Source organism: Streptomyces sp. NBC_00691, from assembly GCF_036226665.1.
Taxonomy (GTDB): Bacteria; Actinomycetota; Actinomycetes; order Streptomycetales; family Streptomycetaceae; genus Streptomyces.
In genome coordinates, this window is record NZ_CP109007.1 from 3,468,328 (window position 1) to 3,485,177 (window position 16,850).

Here is a 16,850-nt window from a genome sequence, read left to right on the forward strand (position 1 = left end):
TGCTACATCTCCTCGCTGACGTATCTCCGGAGCCAGGCCCGGAAGTCCGGTCCCAGATCTTCACGTTCGCACGCGAGTCTGACAATGGCACGCAGATAGTCACCGCGGTCACCGGTGTCATAACGGCGGCCCTTGAAGACGACGCCGTGCACCGGGCCGCCGATCTTCTCGTCCGACGCGAGTTTCTGCAGGGCGTCCGTCAGCTGGATCTCGCCTCCGCGGCCCGGCTCGGTCTCCCGCAGCATCCCGAAGACGGCAGGATCCAGCACATAGCGGCCGATGATCGCGTAGTTGCTGGGCGCCTCGTCCGCGTCCGGCTTCTCGACCAGGTCCGTCACCTTCACGACGTCCCCGTCGACGGTCGCCTCGACCGCCGCGCAGCCGTACAGATGGATCTGCGAGGGCTCGACCTCCATGAGGGCGATCACGCTGCCGCCCTCGCGCTCCTGGACCTCCACCATCCGCGCGAGCAGCGGGTCGCGCGGATCGATCAGGTCGTCGCCGAGGAGCACCGCGAAGGGCTGGTCGCCGACGTGCGGGGCGGCGCAGAGCACGGCGTGGCCGAGGCCGCGCGGGGCACCCTGGCGCACGTAGTGCATGGTGGCGAGGTCACTGGACTCCTGGACCTTGGAGAGGCGTTCGGCGTCGCCCTTCCGCGCCAGGGCCTCCTCCAGCTCGTAGTTCCGGTCGAAGTGGTCCTCCAGAGGACGCTTGTTCCGGCCGGTGATCATCAGGACGTCGGAGAGACCGGCCGCGACCGCCTCCTCGACGACGTACTGGATGGCCGGCTTGTCGACGACCGGCAGCATCTCCTTCGGCGTCGCCTTGGTCGCCGGCAGGAAGCGGGTACCGAGGCCGGCGGCGGGGATGACAGCCTTGCTGATCCGGCCGAGCCTGGGGAGCAAGTGATTCATGCGGTGCACCTTAGCCCTTCGGAATGAGAGGAAGATGTGGCTTCGGTTAACTTCCTTCGCATAAAGACAGTTTCAAGAGTTTAGTGAATTCGCATGGGGCGGAAATGACAGCTGAGATGTCCGAAAAGACCGTGCTGCGCGGCCGACTTCTGGCCGCCCGCGCCGGGCTGAGCACCGATTCCCTGGCCCGCACGGCCGAATCCCTCGCCCGCCGGGGACTGGAACTCGCCGAACTCGCGGACGCGTCCACGGTCGCCGCCTATGTGTCCGTGGGCCGCGAGCCGGGCACGCGCGCGTTGCTCGACGCGCTGCACGCGCGCGGGGTCCGGGTCCTGCTCCCCGTCCTGCTTCCCGACAACGACCTGGACTGGGCGGCGTACGAGGGTCCCGAGGCGCTCGCGAAGGCCGGCCGGGGCCTGCTCGAACCGGTCGGGCCCCGGCTCGGCCCCGAGGCCGTCTGCGCCGCCGACGCCGTCCTGCTGCCGGGCCTCGCGGTCGACGGGCGGGGGATGCGGCTCGGCCGGGGCGGCGGCTCGTACGACCGGGTGCTCGCCCGGCTCACGTGCGCGGGTGCCGACCCCGCGCTCGTGGTGCTCCTCTACGCGGACGAGGTGGTCGCGCGGGTCCCGGAGGAACCGCACGACCACCCCGTGCACGCGGTGGTGACCCCGGAGGGGGTCACCCGCTTCCGGCCCTGATCAGGGCTTCAGCGTGAGCGTGTCCTTCGTCGACGCGTCGACGGCCGCCTTGCCGTAGGCCCAGTCGTACAGGTCGCCCTTCGCCCACGCGTCCGTCTGGTCGGTGTAGTGGGAGTTGAAGGCGTGGCCCGAGGCGCCGGTGAGGTTGATCCACCGGGACTTGTCCCAATCGCCGACGTTGACGACCATGCGCATCGACGGCACCCAGATGACCTCGTAGCCGCCGGCCGCGTTCCAGCCGGTGGCGTCGACGGCCGCCTCGCCGCCGCCCAGGTTCCAGGGGCCGCGGTTGAGGAGCTGCTGGACGACGCCGGGGCCTGCGGTGCCGAGGGTCTGGTTCTTGAGAGTCAGCTGGTGCAGCCGGCCCCAGCTCCAGGTGGAGACGTCCTTGCCGAGCTTGGCGGTCAGCTCCCAGCGCGCGTCCTTCATGGCGCGGGCGAGCAGCTGGTCACGGGTCTCGGTGGCCTGGTCGGTGCGGTTGCCCGGGGTGACCCACCACTCGTTCTTCTCCTGCTTGAGGAGCGGGCGGACCACCTCGTACCAGCGGTCGCCGCCGTCCGGCTGCGCGGAGTCGGGGTCGCGCTGGCCGCATTCGCGGACGAGCTTGTTCTGCTCGTCCACCGGGCCGGTGGCGTCGGCCGGACGGACGTTGATGCAGTCGCCCTCGGCACGCAGTTCCTTGGGCAGCTTGTTGCCGAAGGAGAGCTTGAGGACGTTGCGCCAGACCGCGTTGAAGTAGGCGGCGGCGGCCGAGTCGGGCTCCTGTGTGTAGTCCCAGCCCTCCAGCAGCTTCTGCGCCTCGCGGACGTACGGGTCCGAGATGTCGATCTTCAACAGCAGCGGGTTCAGCAGGGTCGCGATCTCGCTGCGGTTGTCCGTCTGCATGGTCCGCATGTCGTCTGGCGAGATCTTTCCGCCGTCCTTGATCTTCGACTCGATGAGGTCGTTGATCCGCTGGCTGCGCGAGCCGTAGCCCCAGTCCTTGGTGAGCAGGTCGGGGTAGCTCTTGGCGTCGATCACGGCCTGGTTGGCGGTGACGATGTAGCCGCGTTTCGGGTTGTACTCGTACGGCAGCTGCTCGAAGGGGATGTACCCCTTCCACGCGTACGAGGAGTCCCAGCCCGGCGCCGGCATGGTGCCGTCGCCCTTGGCGCGCTGCGGGATCTTGCCCGGGGACTGGTAGCCGATGTTGCCCTGCGTGTCGGCGTAGATCAGGTTCTGGGACGGGACCTCGAAGTTCTTGGCCGCGGCCCGGAAGCTGGGGAAGTCCTTGGCGCGGTCGAGGGCGAAGATCGCGTCCATCGACCTGCCCGGCTGGAGCGCGGTCCACTGGAGGGAGACGCCGTAGCCGGTGCCGCGGTCGGGGGCGGCGTTGCCGACGGGGGCCTTCTGGCCGACCTTCTCCAGGTCGGAGGAGCGGTCGGAGACGAGCGGGCCGTGGTCGGTCGAGCGGACGGTGATCGTCCGGTCGCCGCCGCCGGCGACCTTGATGGTCTCCTCGCGGACCGTGAAGGGCTTGACCTTGCCGTCGACGAGGTAGCCGTCGGGGCCGATCTTCTCCAGGTAGAGGTCGGTGACGTCGGCGCCCAGGTTGGTGAGACCCCAGGCGATCTTGTCATTGTGTCCGATGATCACACCGGGCATGCCGGAGAAGGTGTAGCCGGAGACGTCGTAGCGGCAGGTCGCCGAGACCGAACGGCAGTGCAGACCCATCTGGTACCAGAGGGAAGGCAACTGCGGCGCGAGGTGCGGGTCGTTGGCGAGCAGCGGCTTGCCGGAGGTCGTGTACGTCCCGGAGACGACCCAGGAGTTCGAGCCGATGCCGTTGCCGTTGGGGCCGAGCAGGGCGGGGACGCCGTCCAGGACCTCGGAGAGCGCGCCGAGCTGGGACTGCGCGCCGGAGCCGTCGGAGGAACCGGCGGAGTCGGCACCGCTGCCGGGGACACCGCCCGGGGTCTCGCCGGTGGTCAGGTCGTCGTCGCCCGCCTTGCCCTTCGGGTCGAACTTCCCGGTGGACTCGTCCACCGCGCCCCGGTCGACGATCGGCTGGTGCAGCGCGTACGGGTAGTCCGGGTACAGCTGCTTGATCTGGCTCGCGCTCATCCGGCTCGTCATCAGCGAGCGGTCGATCTCGTCCTGCATGTTGCCGCGCAGGTCCCAGGCCATCGCCTTGAGCCAGGCCACCGAGTCGACCGGCGTCCACGGCTCGATCGCGTAGTCGTTGGTGAGGGCCAGGGCCGCGTACTCGACGGAGATGTCGGCGGGGTCCCGGTCCTTCAGATAGGCGTTGACGCCCGCCGCGTACGCCTGGAGGTACTTCTTCGTCTCCGGCGACAGGACCTTGTCGTACTCCTGCTGCGCGACCCGGCGCCAGCCGAGCGTGCGCAGGAAGGAGTCCGTCTCGACCTGGCCGTCGCCGAACATCTCGGAGAGCCGGCCCGCGGTCACGTGCCGCCGGACGTCCATCTCGTAGAAGCGGTCCTGCGCCTGGACGTAGCCCTGGGCGCGGAAGAGGTCCGTCTCGTTGTCGGCGTAGATCTGCGGAACGCCGTTCGCGTCGCGCTTCACCTCGACCTCGCCGGACAGGCTGTCGAGCCGGATCTCGCCCGTGGTCTGCGGGAACGAGGCCCGGACGGTGCTCACACCCCAGAACCCGCCGTATCCGACGCCCGCGACCAGGGCGAGGACCAGGACGAGGAGGATCAGGCGGGCGCGCCGCCCTTTCTTCTTGGCGGGAGGCGCGGTCGTGTTGGAGGGCATCGCTGTCCTTCGAGGGGCAGGGTGGTCCTGGAGTACGGGAGCAACCTTAGGCGCAGCGCCTGGAGGGCCCGGACGCGGTGTCCGGAAGAGAACCGTACTGGCGAGCGAGGAGGTGCAAAGACGGCGTCAAGAAAACGTTAAAGATTAGGTAAGGTAACGAAGTGTCTGCCGCTGGAGGAACGATCCAGCCGCACGCGACGGCCGCTGGAAGAACGATCCAGCTGCATGTGAGGGGAAGGAACGGCCACTGACTGTCCACGAGCTCAACGAACTCCTGCTCATCAGCTCCCTCGTGCTGCTGATCGCGGTCGCGGCCGTACGGATCTCGTCCCGGAGCGGGCTCCCCAGCCTGCTGCTCTACCTCGGCATCGGCATCGCCATCGGCCAGGACGGCATCGGCAACGTCGCCTTCGACAACGCCGAACTGACACAGGTCATCGGCTACGCCGCCCTCGTCGTGATCCTCGCCGAGGGTGGTCTCGGCACGAAGTGGAAGGAGATCAAGCCGGCGCTTCCCGCCGCGGTCGTCCTCTCCACCGTCGGCGTCGCGGTGAGCGTGGGCATCACGGCCGCCGCCGCCCACTACCTCGTGGGCCTCGACTGGCGACAGGCCCTGATCATCGGCGCCGTCGTCTCCTCGACCGACGCCGCCGCGGTCTTCTCCGTGCTGCGCAAGGTCCCCCTGCCGTCACGGGTCACCGGTGTCCTGGAGGCCGAGTCCGGCTTCAACGACGCCCCCGTCGTCATCCTCGTCGTCGCCTTCTCCACGGCCGGACCGGTCGACCACTGGTACGTCCTCGTCGGCACGATCGCCCTCGAACTCGCCATCGGCGTCGCCGTGGGTCTCGCCGTCGGCTTCCTCGGCGCGTACGGGCTGCGGCACGTCGCCCTGCCCGCCTCCGGCCTCTACCCGATCGCCGTCATGGCCATCGCCGTCGTCGCGTACGCCGCCGGCGCCATGGCCCACGGCTCCGGCTTCCTCGCCGTCTACCTGGCCTCGATGGTCCTCGGCAACGCCAAGCTGCCGCACGCGCCCGCGAACCGCGGCTTCGCCGAGGGACTCGGCTGGATCGCCCAGATCGGCATGTTCGTCCTGCTCGGCCTGCTCGTCACCCCGCACGAGCTCGTCCACGACTTCTGGCCCGCCGTCGTCATCGGCCTGGTCCTGACCGTGGTCGCCCGGCCCATGGAAGTCCTGGTCAGCCTGCTGCCCTTCCGCATCCCCTGGCAGGAACAGGCACTGATGTCCTGGGCCGGCCTCCGCGGAGCCGTCCCCATCATCCTGGCCACCATCCCGATGGTGTCCGACATCGAGGGCAGCGAGCGGATCTTCAACATCGTCTTCGTGCTCGTCGTCGTCTACACCCTCGTCCAGGGCCCGACGCTGCCCTGGCTGGCGAAGGCCCTCAAGCTCGGCGACTCCGGAGAGGCGGCCGACCTCGGCGTCGAGTCCGCGCCCCTGGAGCGGCTGCGCGGCCATCTGCTCTCCGTCGCCATCCCGGAGCACTCCCGGATGCACGGGGTCGAGGTCGCCGAGCTGCGACTGCCCGCCGGGGCGGCCGTCACCCTCGTCGTACGGGAGGAGACGAGCTTCGTCCCGGGGCCCGCGACCGTCCTGCGGCGCGGCGACGAACTCCTCGTCGTCGCGACCGACCCGGTACGGGACGCCACGGAACGGCGACTGCGCGCGGTCGGCCAGGGCGGCAAGCTGGCCGGCTGGCTGGGCACGGGCGGCGCCACCGCGGTCAGCGAGCCGCACACCACCGATCTCCGCTTCCACCGACCCGACCAGAAGCGAACATCCGGTTAATCCGAGGCATTAATTCAAGGGCAGGAGCGTTTTCCCAGGCAGGAAGACGCTCCTCCCTGTAGCATGAAGGCACACCTGATCGAACCAACTCTGCCTGACGCAGAGCTGGCGCGACCGTATGGCGGCCGTGGCGCCCCTCCGCAGTGGGGCCGGCCCGGTATCTACCGCAGTGACGCGCATGAGGACAGCTCTCGGCGACACCCGCACCACCGTGCCGGGGGCGCGCTACCAGGCGGCAGAAAGGCCAGGACCGTGGCGTCCACGGTCATCTCGGACAAGCGGCCCGGCTACGGGCAGCTGCTGCGCACACCCGGTGCGCTGTCCTTCCTGCTCCCCGGCTTCGCCGCCCGGCAGCCCTTCGCGATGCTGACCATCGGCATCGTCCTGCTCGTCCAGCACACCACCGGTTCCTTCGGCAGCGCCGGCGCCGTCGCCGCCGTCACCGGTGTCTCGATGGCGCTGTTCGCCCCGCAGAGCGGCAAGCTCGCCGACCGCTTCGGCCAGCGCGCCGTCCTGATCCCCGGCGTCCTCGTCCACACCGCCTCCGTCTCCCTGCTCGTGGTGCTCGCCCTGAGCGGCGCCCCGCTCTGGGCCCTGTTCCTCGCCGCCGTGCCCGCCGGCGCCTCCGTGCCGCAGGTCGGACCGATGGTCCGGGCCCGCTGGGCCGCCAAGCTGGACGGCACCCCGCTGATGCCGACGGCCGCGGCCTTCGAGTCCGTCACCGACGAGTTCACCTTCGTCGTCGGCCCCGTCCTCGCCACCGCCCTCTGCACCGGCGTCCACCCCGCCGCCGGCCTGATCGCCGAGGCGGCGCTCACCCTCTTCGGCGGGCTCTTCTTCGCCGCGCAGCGCGCCACCCAGCCCGCGTTCGGGATCTCCGCGGCCGGCTCCTCCGAGCCGCACCGCTCGGCCCTCTCCATCCCCGGCGTCCGCGTCCTCGTCGTCGCCTTCCTCGGCATCGGCTCCGTCTTCGGCGGCATGCAGGTCTCCCTCACCGCCTTCACCGAGGAGATCGGCAACCCCGGCGCCAACGGCCTGCTGTACGGGGTCTTCGCCGCCGGCAACATGCTCGCGGGCATCGCCATGGGCGCCGTCGCCTGGAAGACCGGCCCCCGCCGCCGCCTGATCCTCGGCTACGCCGGCCTCACCGTCGCCGCGTCGCTGCTGTGGACCACGCACTCGGTGCTGCTCCTCGGCGCCCTCGGCCTGGTCGTGGGCCTGTGCATCGCCCCGGCCCTGATCACCGGCTACACGATCGTCGAGACCCTGATCCCGGCGTCCGCCCGTACCGAGGCCTTCACCTGGCTCACCGGCGCCGTCGCGCTCGGCCAGGCCGCGGCCGTCACGGTCGCCGGCCGACTCGCCGACGAGCACGGCGCGAGCACCGGATTCCTGGTGCCGATGGTGGGCACCGCGCTCGCCCTGGCCACGCTCCTCGCCCTGCGGTCGCGCCTCACGCCGCGCGAGACGAGCCGCGTCGCGGCGCGTGGTATCGGTCACCGCGTGCCGGTGGCGGTGGACTGAACCCGCGGAATACGTCACTATGGATTGTCGTTAGCACTCGATGAGTGTGAGTGCCAGGAGGAAGACAAGTGCCGACCTACCAGTACCAGTGCACCGAGTGCGGCGAAGGCCTCGAGGCGGTGCAGAAGTTCACCGATGACGCGCTGACCGAGTGCCCCCAGTGCAAGGGCCGCCTGAAGAAGGTGTTCTCGGCCGTCGGCATCGTCTTCAAGGGATCCGGCTTCTACCGGAACGACAGCCGCGGTTCGTCGTCCAGCAGCTCGCCGGCCGCGTCGAAGTCCTCGACCCCGTCGTCGGCCCCGTCGACGTCGGACGCGAAGCCGGCCGCGTCGACCTCTTCGTCGACCGCCTCCGCCTCCTCGACGTCCTCGTCGAGCACCGGAAGCTCGGCCGCCTGACCCCTGCGCCGCCCTGATCCCTCAGGATCGGGTCCGTACGTTCTTCACCGAGGGCCCCGTCGTTCGCGACGGGGCCCTCGGCGTCTCCCGGAGCGCTCGGTGTTCCGCGGCGATCCCCGGCGACCTCGGCGCTCCCGGAGCCCTCGGTGATCCCCGGAGCCCCGCATAGGGTGTCCGGCATGGCGAACCAAGGTGCGTACGCGGACATCGGCGTGATCGGCGGCTCCGGCTTCTACTCCTTCCTGGAGGACGTCACGGAGGTGTCCGTCGACACCCCGTACGGCAGCCCCAGCGACTCCCTCTTCCTCGGCGAGATCGCAGGCCGCCGGGTCGCCTTCCTCCCCCGCCACGGCCGGAGCCACAGCGTCCCGCCGCACCGCATCAACTACCGCGCCAACCTCTGGGCCCTGCGCTCCGCGGGCGTCCGACAGATCCTCGGGCCCTGCGCGGTCGGCGGGCTGCGCGAGGAGTACGGGCCGGGCACGCTCGTCGTCCCGGACCAGCTCGTCGACCGGACGAAGGCCCGCGCGCAGACCTACTTCGACGGGGAGCCGCGGGTCGACGGGGTCATACCGCGCGTCGTCCACGTGACCTTCGCCGACCCGTACTGCCCGGACGGGCGGCGGGTCGCGGTCAAGGCCGCCCGGGGCCAGGGCTGGGACCCGGTCGACGGCGGCACGATGGTCGTGATCGAGGGGCCCCGCTTCTCCACCCGGGCCGAGTCACGGTGGCACGCGGCGGCCGGCTGGTCGGTCGTCGGCATGACCGGTCACCCCGAGGCCGTCCTCGCCCGCGAGCTGGGCCTCTGCTACACCTCGCTGGCGCTCGTCACCGACCTGGACGCGGGCGCCGAGACCGGCGAGGGCGTCTCCCACAACGAGGTGCTGCGGGTGTTCGGCGAGAACGTGGGCCGGCTGCGCGAGGTGCTGTTCGACGCGGTGGGCGCGCTGCCCGCGACGCTGGACCGGGACTGCCTGTGCACCCACGCACACGACGGCTGGGACCTGGGGATCGAACTGCCGTGAACCCCCCGGGAGGGTGAGGGAGTTGTCCACAGGCCGCGGGCGATCCCCAGGCCGGAGCGGGGAACCGGCGAAGGTCGGAGAGTGGGAGCCGATCCCATCCCGACCAGGACGGCGGCACCCACGATGACGCACACCTTCCCCTCCCCCGTTCCGGCACCGTGCGTGGTGCCGCCCTTCGAACCCCTGCGGGTACGGGGCACCCGGCTCCGGCTGCGCAGGGCACTGCGGCGGGGCCGCTGGGCACCCGCGGCACTCCTCGCCCTGGTGGCGGCGGCCCTCGCCGTCGCGGGCGGCGGCCCTCCTCCGGGCTCCGCCGCGGCACCACCGGGCGACCGGATCGCCCCCACCACGACGCGCGCACGGCCTTCCGTCGCCGTACGGCTGGTGTCCGCCCCGGTACGGATCGCCGACGCCGCGACCGTACGGCTGCTGCGTCCCGGCGACCGGGTCGACGTCATCGCCGCGTCCGACTCGCCGCTCGGCGGAGAGAATGAGGCGCGGATCGTCGCGACGGGCGCCCGAGTGGCCGAGGTTCCGCACCCGGGCGAGACTCGTCCGGACGGAGGGGCTCTCGTCGTCCTGTCCGTGCCGCGGTCGACGGCCGCGGCGCTGGCGGGCGCCGGGGTCACGTCCCAACTGGCGGTGACCTTGTGCTGATTCGCACTGACACCCTGTCAAGTCACCGGTCCGTGTGTATGGATTGGACGGCTCTGCGCCGTTCGCGGCCTAATGGCACCGCACACAGCAGCACAAGCGACGAAAGGCACCTTGGTGGCCGAGAAGAAGGAAAGTCTGATGGGCGGCTTCAAAGCCTTCCTGATGCGTGGCAACGTGATCGACCTGGCCGTGGCCGTCGTCATCGGTGCCGCGTTCACCAACATCGTGAACTCGGTGGTCAAGGGCATCATCAACCCGGTCGTCGGTGCCTTCGGCACGAAGGACCTGGAGAGCTACTCGTCCTGCATCAAGGACTCGTGCGTGGTCGTCGACGGGGAGGTGCAGGGCATCCAGATCCAGTGGGGCCTGGTCCTCAGCGCGGTTCTCAGCTTCCTGATCACCGCGGCCGTCGTCTACTTCCTGATGGTCCTGCCCATGGCGAAGATCCTCGCGAAGCGCGCGGCGCACGACAAGGCGAAGGAGGGCGTCGCGGAGACCATGGAGATCAGCGAGCTGGAGGTCCTCAAGGAGATCCGCGACCACCTGGTCGCCCAGCGCGGCCCCGTGACGGGGACCGGCACGGGAACGGGCACGGGCACGGGCACGGGCACGGGTTCCGGCGGGGGTTCGGGGACGCACCCCACCTCCTGACCGACACCTCGTGCCGGTGTCAGAGGTGGTGCGGCGGCTTCTCGTCGAGGAAGCGCGCGAGGTCGGCGGCGCTGTCGCCGCCGGCCGGAGGCCGCTCGCCCCATCCACGGTCCGTGTCGTCCGCGGACTGCCGGTCCATCGGATCGTCGAAGACGAGTGCCGGCTTCGGACTGTTCTCGGGGCTGGGACGTGCGCCGGGCCGCTTCGCGTCTCGCGGTCCATGGGCGGGGGCGGTGCTCATACCTCAAGGGTACGCCCGCGTCCCCGCCCCGAACCCCCCTGATCTGCGTATCTCCGGCGCCTGCGACGCCCCTCAGCGGTCCTTCGGGTCGAGCAGCCAGAGGCCGAGGACCACGAGGAACGACAGACAGAGGAAGCCCGCGCCCCACCAGGCGGTGCCCGTGTCGCCGGACATCCACTCGTCGACGACGATCGTCAGCCCCCAGAGCTGGCCGATGACCACCGTGAGCGCCAGCGTGAGGCGGGCCGTCAGTTTCGAGGAGCGCTCCGGCTCCTGCTCCGTGCCGGCTCCCGGCCCCGGCCCCGTGTGGGTGATCCGCGGGTCGCCGTATCCGCTGGTGGGGCGGATCTGCGGATACCGCTCGTGCACCGGACGGTTCAGCCGCGGCTGGGCACTGCCCGGGGTGTACGCCGGGGGCCGGGGGGCCTCCGGAGCGGCGGGCGCCGAGGGCGCCGACGATCCCACGGGGGCGACGGGCGGCTTCGGGGCCTCCGGGTCGCGGGGGAAGGCGTCCCCGGTCATGTGCGCTCACTCCTCTCCGGCGCCGTGCCCCGCGCGGACGCGCCGGGGCAGCCCAGGCGGTCGGCGAGTTCGGGGCGGTCGTCGCCCAGCTGACGGCAGAGGCCCTCACGGGCGCTCTCGCCCGAGCGGGCCGTGCCGATCGCCCAGACGCTGCCGTCCGCCTCCTCCACGAGCACCACCTTCGGCAGTCCCCGGGGCGGCGGCCCGGCCGTGACCTCGCCCGTACGCGCGTCGAAGACGCCTTCGTGGCAGGGGCAGTACAGCTCGCCCTCGCTGCCGCGTTCCTTGCGCCAGAGCACGGCGCAGGCGAGGTGGGTGCAGACGGCGGAGTAGCCGGCGAGGGTGCCGTCCTCCAGACGGACGGCGACCGCGCGGTCCTCGGAGCCGGGGTAGCGGAAGGCGAGGGACTCCCCGGGCAGGATCCCGTCCGCGATCTTCTTCGCCTCGGGTGGCCCGTCGCTGTCACCGTGCCGGTGCAGGATGCCGGAGGCGACGGCGACACCGCCGACGGCGAGGCCGCCGGAGACGGTGGCGACGATCCGCAGATAGTCGCGGCGAGTGGTGAGCGAGTCGGCGGCGATCCGGTCGTGGAGCGCTTCCTGGGCCGCGTCGGAGCGGGGGTCCGACGCGGGCGGCTGGGGGTCGGTGACGCTCAACGGACATCCCTTCCATTGATCTCGACGACGGGAAGGCCGCCGGGGACCGGCCACTGGACCTTGTCGGCGGGCACGACCATGGCCACGCCGGTGGAGACGGTCGTGGAGCCGAAGGTGAAGGAGTCCGCGACCTGGACGCCCGGGCGTTCGGCCTGGAGTTCTTCGAGGGTTCCGTAGAAGAGGGCACCGGTGGGGCAGACCGTGGCGCACATCGGGGCGAGGCCGTAGGCGGTGCGGTCGTAGCAGAGGTTGCACTTCATCTGGAGCTTCGCCTGGAGGTCGATCTTGGGGACGCCGAAGGGGCAGGCGTTGACGCAGTTGGCGCAGCCGATGCAGCGGGTGGTGTCGGCCTGCTGCACGACGCCGTCCGCGGTGACGAGGATCGCGTCGGCGGGGCAGACCTCGGCGCAGGGGGCGACGGGGTCCTCGCAGTGCATGCAGACGGTGGGGAGGGAGGCGACGGAGTGGCCCTCGTCGGGGTAGTCGAGGTGGATCATCGACTTGCCCCGGTGGGAGTCGCATTCGCGGCAGGCGGAGACACAGGCCTGGCAGCCGATGCAGCGGCCCGGGTCGATGAAGATCGTGCGGCCCATCATGTGCGGGTCAGCTCCTCTCCGCGGTGCCGCGGCCCTGGGGGGAGGTGGGGGGCAGCGGGTCGGTACGGGAGACCTGGGTCTCCGGGTAGGCCTGGTGGCCCGGTGCGGTGGGTGGGGCGGGGACCTCGTCGATCCGCTCTGCGGCCTCGATGCGGGCGGCGCAGACCTTGTACTCCGGGATCTTGGAGCGGGGGTCGAGGGCGTCGATGGTGAGGGCGTTCGCCGCGGTGGGGACCGGCCAGTGGTAGGGGACGAAGACGGTGTCGGGGCGGATTGCCTCGGTGACCAGGGCCGGGAAGACCTCGCTGCCGCGGCGGGTGACGACCCGGACGGGGTCGCCGTTGCGGAAGCCGTGGGAGGGGTGGACCTCGACCCAGGGGCGGGGAGTCTGTTCGACGAGGGCGCCCAGGCGGCGGGTCTGGTTGCCGGAGAGGAAGTGGGCGACGGTGCGGCCGGTGGTCAGCGAGAGGGGGAACTCCTCGCTGTACGGGTCCATGGGCGGGTGCCATTCGACGACCTGCATGTGGATCTTGCCGTCGGGGTGGTAGGTGCGGCCGTTCTCGAAGAGGCGGGGGGTGCCGGGGTGCTCGGTGCTGGGGCACGGCCAGGCGATCCCGCCGGTCTCCTCCAGGCGCTCGTAGGTGATGCCGTAGTAGTCGTTGACGGTTCCCGCCGAGGCGATGCGGAGTTCCTCGAAGACCGAGCGGGAGTCGGGAAACGCGAACTTGTCGCCCGCGCCGAGCCGGCGGGCGAGTTCGCAGATGACCCAGGTGTCGGTGCGGACGCCGGCCGGGGGCTCCTGGGCCTTGTTGTGCTTGACGACCCGGGCCTCGGCGTTGGCCATGACGCCCTCGTCCTCGGCCCACACGGTGACGGGGAAGACCACGTGCGCGTTGGCCGCGGTCTCGGAGAGGAAGAAGTCGAACTGGGCGTGGAACTCGAGGGTGTCGTAGCCGTCCTTGACGGTGGCGTAGTTGGGCAGCGAGACGAAGGGGTTGTTGCAGATGCCGACGAGTCCGCGGATCTCCTTGCGCTGCATCTGCCAGACCATCTCCATCATGGAGGTGCCGGCGGGTGGCAGTTCGGCCTCGTCGATGCCCCAGATCTCGCAGATCTGGCGGCGGTGCTCGGGGTTGGTGATGGAGCGCCCGCCGGGGAGGAGGTCGGACTTCTGGCCGTGCTCGCGGCCGCCCTGGCCGTTGCCCTGGCCGGTGATGGTGCCGTAGCCGGCGCCGGGCCTGCCGATGTGTCCGGCGGCGACGCAGAGGTTGATGATGCTAAGGCAGTTCTCGACGCCCTGGGAGTGGTGCTCGACGCCTCGGGCGTGCCAGGCCATGGCCCGGTCCGCGCCGGCGAACATACGGGCGACCTGGACGATCTGCTCCGCGGGGACGCCGCAGATCTCGGCCGACCGGGCCGGCGGGTAGGCGGCGACGGTCGCCTTGACCTCCTCCCAGCCGGCGGCGTGGGCGGCGAGGTAGGCCTCGTCGGTGAGGCCCTCGGCGACGACGACGTGGAGGACGGCGTTGAAGAAGGCGGAGTCGGTGCCCGGCTTGAGGGCGACGTGGATGTCGGCGGTGCGGGCGATCGCGGTCTCGCGCGGGTCGACGACGATCAGTGTGGCCCCCCGGTCCCGGGCTCCCCACAGGTACTGGGTCATGACGGGGAAGCACTCGCCGACGTTGGATCCGGCGATGAGGAGACAGTCGGTGAGGAGGATGTCGGAGAAGGGGTTGCCGGCCCGGTCGATGCCGAAGGCGAGCTTGTTGGCCCCGGCGGCGGAGACCATGCAGAGGCGTCCGTTGTAGTCGACGTGCCGGGACTTGAGCGCGACCCGGGCGAACTTGCCGACGAGGTAGGTCTTCTCGGAGTAGAGGCTGGCGCCGCCGAGGAGGCCGAAGGCGTCGTTGCCGTACTCGCCCTGGATGCGGCGGATCTCGGCGACGGTGTGGTCGAGGGCCTCGTCCCAGCTGACCTCGCGGAACTCCTCGTCGCGGTTGCGGCGCATGAGGGGGGCGGTGAGCCGGTCGGGGTGGTTGACCTGCTGGTAGGCGTTGATGCCCTTGGGGCAGAGCCGCATCCGGTTGATGTCGTGGTTGCGGGGTTCGACGCCGAAGACCTTGCCGCCGCGGTCGACGCGGAGGTACATGCCGCACTGGACGCCGCAGAAGCAGCAGTGTGTGGGGACGAGGGTCTCGCCGTTCTGGTCGGCGTGCCAGCGGTCGGCGGGGATACCGCCGGCGTCGCGGAAGTTGCGGGTGCCGGGCGGGGCGAGGGAAGGGTCGAGCGGCAGCGCCCTGTTCGGGTCGGTCGCGGTCACTTGAAGCCCTTCTTCACGTGGTCGAGGTAGGCGTTGCCGCGCAGGACGCGCTTGCAGCGGGGGCAGTACTCGGCCCATTCGTCGAAGCCGAGGTCGAGGTCGCGCATGGTGCCCTTGAGGTTCTCCACGTACGGGGCGGTGTCGATGGGCTCGTGGCAGCGGCGGCAGGCGAGCACCTCGTCGTCCTTGCGGCGGGTCGTGTACTTGAAGAGCTGCATGCCGACGGCGGCGGGCCGCTGGACGATGTGGAAGAACTTCCCGAAGGGGATGTAGATGAGGGTGAAGACGACCGACACCATGTGGAGGATGGCGAGGAACTCGTAGCCTCCGCCGTGCAGGAAGATCGACGAGAAGGTGAGCAGCAGCCCGGTCACGGAGATGACGATGAGGGCGAGCAGCGGCACCAGGTCGTAGGCGAAGCGCTGGCCGGTGATGGCGCCGCGGTCCTTCATGCGGCGCCAGAGGAAGTAGCCCGCGCCGGGGATGACCAGGACGGCGGCGATGTCGAGGCCGTGGAACATCAGCCAGCCGACGACGCTGAGGGCGTCGAAGCCGAGGATCTTGAAGCCCCAGATCCGCATCTCGTAGCCGGGGCCCGAGCCGGTGGAGGAGGTGAAGGTGAACCAGCCCCAGGTGAGGGGGAAGGTGATCGCGGCGGCCAGCAGACAGCCCCAGAAGATGAGCTGGTGGGCGGCCCAGCGGGCGTGCGAGCGGGCGCCGAGGAACTTCTGGAAGCCGAGGTAGGTGGCGATCATCTTCGGCAGCGCGGTGGGCGCCTTGCGGAAGTTCGCGACGGAGAAGAAGGAGCCCCAGCCCTTGTGGAAGAGGCGGCGCGCTCCGGGGGCGGAGATCCAGACGGTGTAGCGGTAGGCGACGCCGAAGGCGAGGAAGACCGTGGCGACGGCGTAGGGCAGCAGGGCCGAGTCGAAGTCGCGGAGCAGTCGGCTTCCGAGGACGATCGCGAGGATCAGCAGGGCGGAGACGGCCGCGCCCGTGAGGCCGGCGCGGCGGCGCACGGCGGCCGGGGTCTGCGGAGGGAGGCCGGCGGCCGCCGGATCTCCCGGGGCGGGGCCGCCGGGGCCGGGGGCTCCCGGTGTGGGATCGCCCGGCGGAGGGGTCGGCTCGGCTGTCTGCGGTGGCTCGGTCACGCGGCCACGGTAAGGCCGTACGGGCGCTTTTGCCCTGTTTTGCGGGATCTTGGGGTGAGGGCTTCGCCCGGACGGGTTCGGGTGCCGCTCCGGTCGCCTCAGACCGCGTTCAGTCCGTGGGCGCGGAAGACCTCGCGGACCTCGGCGACCCGCTCGGGTGTCGGGGACGGCGTGCCGTGCAGGGTGAACGGCATGGCGAGTGCCTGCCACTTCGCTTCGCCCAGCTTGTGGAAGGGAAGGATGTCCACGCGGGAGACGTTGCCGAGACTCCTGGCGAAGGCGGCGACCCCCTCCACGTTCGCCGGGTCGTCGGTGAGGCCCGGGACGAGGACGAAGCGGACGTGGACCTCCTGGCCGAGGTCGGCGAGCCGCCTGGCGAAGTCGAGGGTCGGCGCGAGCGGCCGGCCGGTGACCTTCCGGTACGTGGCGGGGTCCCAGGACTTGATGTCGAGCAGGACCAGATCGGTGTCGCGCAGCAGCGCGTCGGTGGCGCGGACGCCCAGGAAGCCCGAGGTGTCGAGAGCCGTGTGCAGGCCGAGCTCGTGCTTCATCCGGTGCAGCAGCTCGCCGGTGAAGACGGGCTGGAGGAGCGGTTCGCCACCGGAGACGGTGGCTCCGCCGCCGGAGGCGGAGATGAAGCGGACGTACTTTGCGGCCTCGGCGATCACGGCGTCGGCGGAGGTGCGCTTGCCGTTGCGCATCTTCCAGGTGTCGGGGTTGTGGCAGTAGAGGCAGGTGAGGGGGCAGCCCGAGAGGAAGGCGACGAAGCGGGTGCCCGGACCGTCGACGCCGGTGGACAGATCCCAGGAGTGGACCGAGCCCTCGGAGGGGCGCCGGGTCGCGGCGGCGGCCGGGGTGGTGGGACGTGCCGAGGCGGTCGCGGCGGCGGCCGGGGTGGTGGGCCCGAGGGCGAGGCTGGTCATGGCAGGG

Annotated in this window: 16 protein-coding genes; 7 read left to right on the plus strand and 9 right to left on the minus strand. The window is 71.0% G+C overall.

What is annotated here, in order from left to right; all coding sequences use genetic code 11:
• Positions 1-2: 2 nt before the first annotated feature.
• Positions 3-914: a UTP--glucose-1-phosphate uridylyltransferase GalU gene (galU, locus tag OG392_RS15495; RefSeq protein ID WP_329279686.1), complete on the minus strand. Its 912-nt coding sequence runs from the start codon at positions 912-914 to the stop codon at positions 3-5.
• A gap of 104 nt (positions 915-1,018) precedes the next feature.
• Here galU and OG392_RS15500 point away from each other — a divergent pair, with 104 nt between their 5' ends.
• Complete coding sequence (locus tag OG392_RS15500; RefSeq protein ID WP_329279688.1) at positions 1,019-1,612, plus strand: 5-formyltetrahydrofolate cyclo-ligase; 594 nt, start codon at positions 1,019-1,021, stop codon at positions 1,610-1,612.
• On the opposite strand, the gene OG392_RS15505 is transcribed toward OG392_RS15500, so the two are convergent.
• Positions 1,613-4,372 carry a penicillin acylase family protein gene (locus tag OG392_RS15505; protein ID WP_329279690.1) on the minus strand — a complete coding sequence of 920 codons (2,760 nt, stop codon included), beginning with the start codon at positions 4,370-4,372 and terminating at the stop codon, positions 1,613-1,615.
• A gap of 247 nt (positions 4,373-4,619) precedes the next feature.
• On the opposite strand from OG392_RS15505, the gene OG392_RS15510 reads away from it, so the two are divergent.
• From OG392_RS15510 to mscL, 6 genes are all read left to right on the plus strand, one after another.
• Positions 4,620-6,182, plus strand: a complete 1,563-nt coding sequence (locus OG392_RS15510) for a potassium/proton antiporter (protein WP_443055072.1) — start codon at positions 4,620-4,622, stop codon at positions 6,180-6,182.
• Between the two features lie 252 nt (positions 6,183-6,434).
• Complete coding sequence (locus OG392_RS15515) at positions 6,435-7,706, plus strand: MFS transporter (RefSeq protein WP_329279695.1); 1,272 nt, start codon at positions 6,435-6,437, stop codon at positions 7,704-7,706.
• 68 nt (positions 7,707-7,774) lie between these two features.
• The gene (locus OG392_RS15520; protein ID WP_329279696.1) at positions 7,775-8,104 is read left to right on the plus strand and encodes an FmdB family zinc ribbon protein; all 330 of its coding nucleotides are present in this window, start codon (positions 7,775-7,777) and stop codon (positions 8,102-8,104) included.
• A gap of 179 nt (positions 8,105-8,283) precedes the next feature.
• Positions 8,284-9,129 (plus strand): S-methyl-5'-thioadenosine phosphorylase, encoded by an 846-nt coding sequence (locus tag OG392_RS15525; RefSeq protein WP_329279698.1) that lies wholly within the window; start codon positions 8,284-8,286, stop codon positions 9,127-9,129.
• A 123-nt stretch (positions 9,130-9,252) separates the two neighbouring features.
• Complete coding sequence (locus tag OG392_RS15530; RefSeq protein ID WP_443055073.1) at positions 9,253-9,786, plus strand: hypothetical protein; 534 nt, start codon at positions 9,253-9,255, stop codon at positions 9,784-9,786.
• A gap of 114 nt (positions 9,787-9,900) precedes the next feature.
• Positions 9,901-10,437, plus strand: coding sequence for a large conductance mechanosensitive channel protein MscL (gene mscL, locus OG392_RS15535; protein ID WP_329279702.1), 537 nt, complete (start codon positions 9,901-9,903; stop codon positions 10,435-10,437).
• A gap of 19 nt (positions 10,438-10,456) precedes the next feature.
• Here mscL and OG392_RS15540 read toward each other — a convergent pair whose 3' ends face one another.
• From OG392_RS15540 to pflA, 7 genes are all read right to left on the minus strand, one after another.
• Positions 10,457-10,678 (minus strand): hypothetical protein, encoded by a 222-nt coding sequence (locus OG392_RS15540; protein WP_329279704.1) that lies wholly within the window; start codon positions 10,676-10,678, stop codon positions 10,457-10,459.
• Between the two features lie 72 nt (positions 10,679-10,750).
• Positions 10,751-11,200, minus strand: a complete 450-nt coding sequence (locus tag OG392_RS15545; RefSeq protein WP_329279706.1) for a hypothetical protein — start codon at positions 11,198-11,200, stop codon at positions 10,751-10,753.
• A complete protein-coding gene (locus tag OG392_RS15550; RefSeq protein ID WP_329279708.1) occupies positions 11,197-11,856 on the minus strand; it encodes a Rieske (2Fe-2S) protein in 660 nt (219 codons plus the stop codon). The genes OG392_RS15545 and OG392_RS15550 overlap by 4 nt, the downstream gene beginning before the upstream one ends.
• On the minus strand, positions 11,853-12,452 hold the full coding sequence (locus OG392_RS15555) for a 4Fe-4S dicluster domain-containing protein (protein WP_030315529.1): 600 nt from the start codon (positions 12,450-12,452) through the stop codon (positions 11,853-11,855). The genes OG392_RS15550 and OG392_RS15555 overlap by 4 nt, the downstream gene beginning before the upstream one ends.
• Before the next feature lie 7 nt (positions 12,453-12,459).
• On the minus strand, positions 12,460-14,772 hold the full coding sequence (locus tag OG392_RS15560; protein WP_329279711.1) for a molybdopterin oxidoreductase family protein: 2,313 nt from the start codon (positions 14,770-14,772) through the stop codon (positions 12,460-12,462).
• Complete coding sequence (locus OG392_RS15565; RefSeq protein ID WP_443054785.1) at positions 14,769-15,920, minus strand: MFS transporter; 1,152 nt, start codon at positions 15,918-15,920, stop codon at positions 14,769-14,771. Before OG392_RS15565 ends, OG392_RS15560 begins: the two co-directional genes overlap by 4 nt.
• A 98-nt stretch (positions 15,921-16,018) precedes the next feature.
• Positions 16,019-16,843, minus strand: coding sequence for a pyruvate formate-lyase-activating protein (pflA, locus tag OG392_RS15570; RefSeq protein ID WP_329279713.1), 825 nt, complete (start codon positions 16,841-16,843; stop codon positions 16,019-16,021).
• Positions 16,844-16,850: the final 7 nt, after the last annotated feature.

Excerpts from the sequence above, each read along its gene's own strand:
- galU (WP_329279686.1), bottom strand. The coding sequence starts at position 914 with ATGAATCACTTGCTCCCCAGGCTCGGCCGGATCAGCAAGGCTGTCATC.
- OG392_RS15500 (WP_329279688.1), top strand. The coding sequence starts at position 1,019 with ATGACAGCTGAGATGTCCGAAAAGACCGTGCTGCGCGGCCGACTTCTG.
- OG392_RS15505 (WP_329279690.1), bottom strand. The coding sequence starts at position 4,372 with ATGCCCTCCAACACGACCGCGCCTCCCGCCAAGAAGAAAGGGCGGCGC.
- OG392_RS15525 (WP_329279698.1), top strand. The coding sequence starts at position 8,284 with ATGGCGAACCAAGGTGCGTACGCGGACATCGGCGTGATCGGCGGCTCC.
- OG392_RS15530 (WP_443055073.1), top strand. The coding sequence starts at position 9,253 with ATGACGCACACCTTCCCCTCCCCCGTTCCGGCACCGTGCGTGGTGCCG.
- OG392_RS15540 (WP_329279704.1), bottom strand. The coding sequence starts at position 10,678 with ATGAGCACCGCCCCCGCCCATGGACCGCGAGACGCGAAGCGGCCCGGC.
- OG392_RS15545 (WP_329279706.1), bottom strand. The coding sequence starts at position 11,200 with ATGACCGGGGACGCCTTCCCCCGCGACCCGGAGGCCCCGAAGCCGCCC.
- OG392_RS15555 (WP_030315529.1), bottom strand. The coding sequence starts at position 12,452 with ATGATGGGCCGCACGATCTTCATCGACCCGGGCCGCTGCATCGGCTGC.
- pflA (WP_329279713.1), bottom strand. The coding sequence starts at position 16,843 with ATGACCAGCCTCGCCCTCGGGCCCACCACCCCGGCCGCCGCCGCGACC.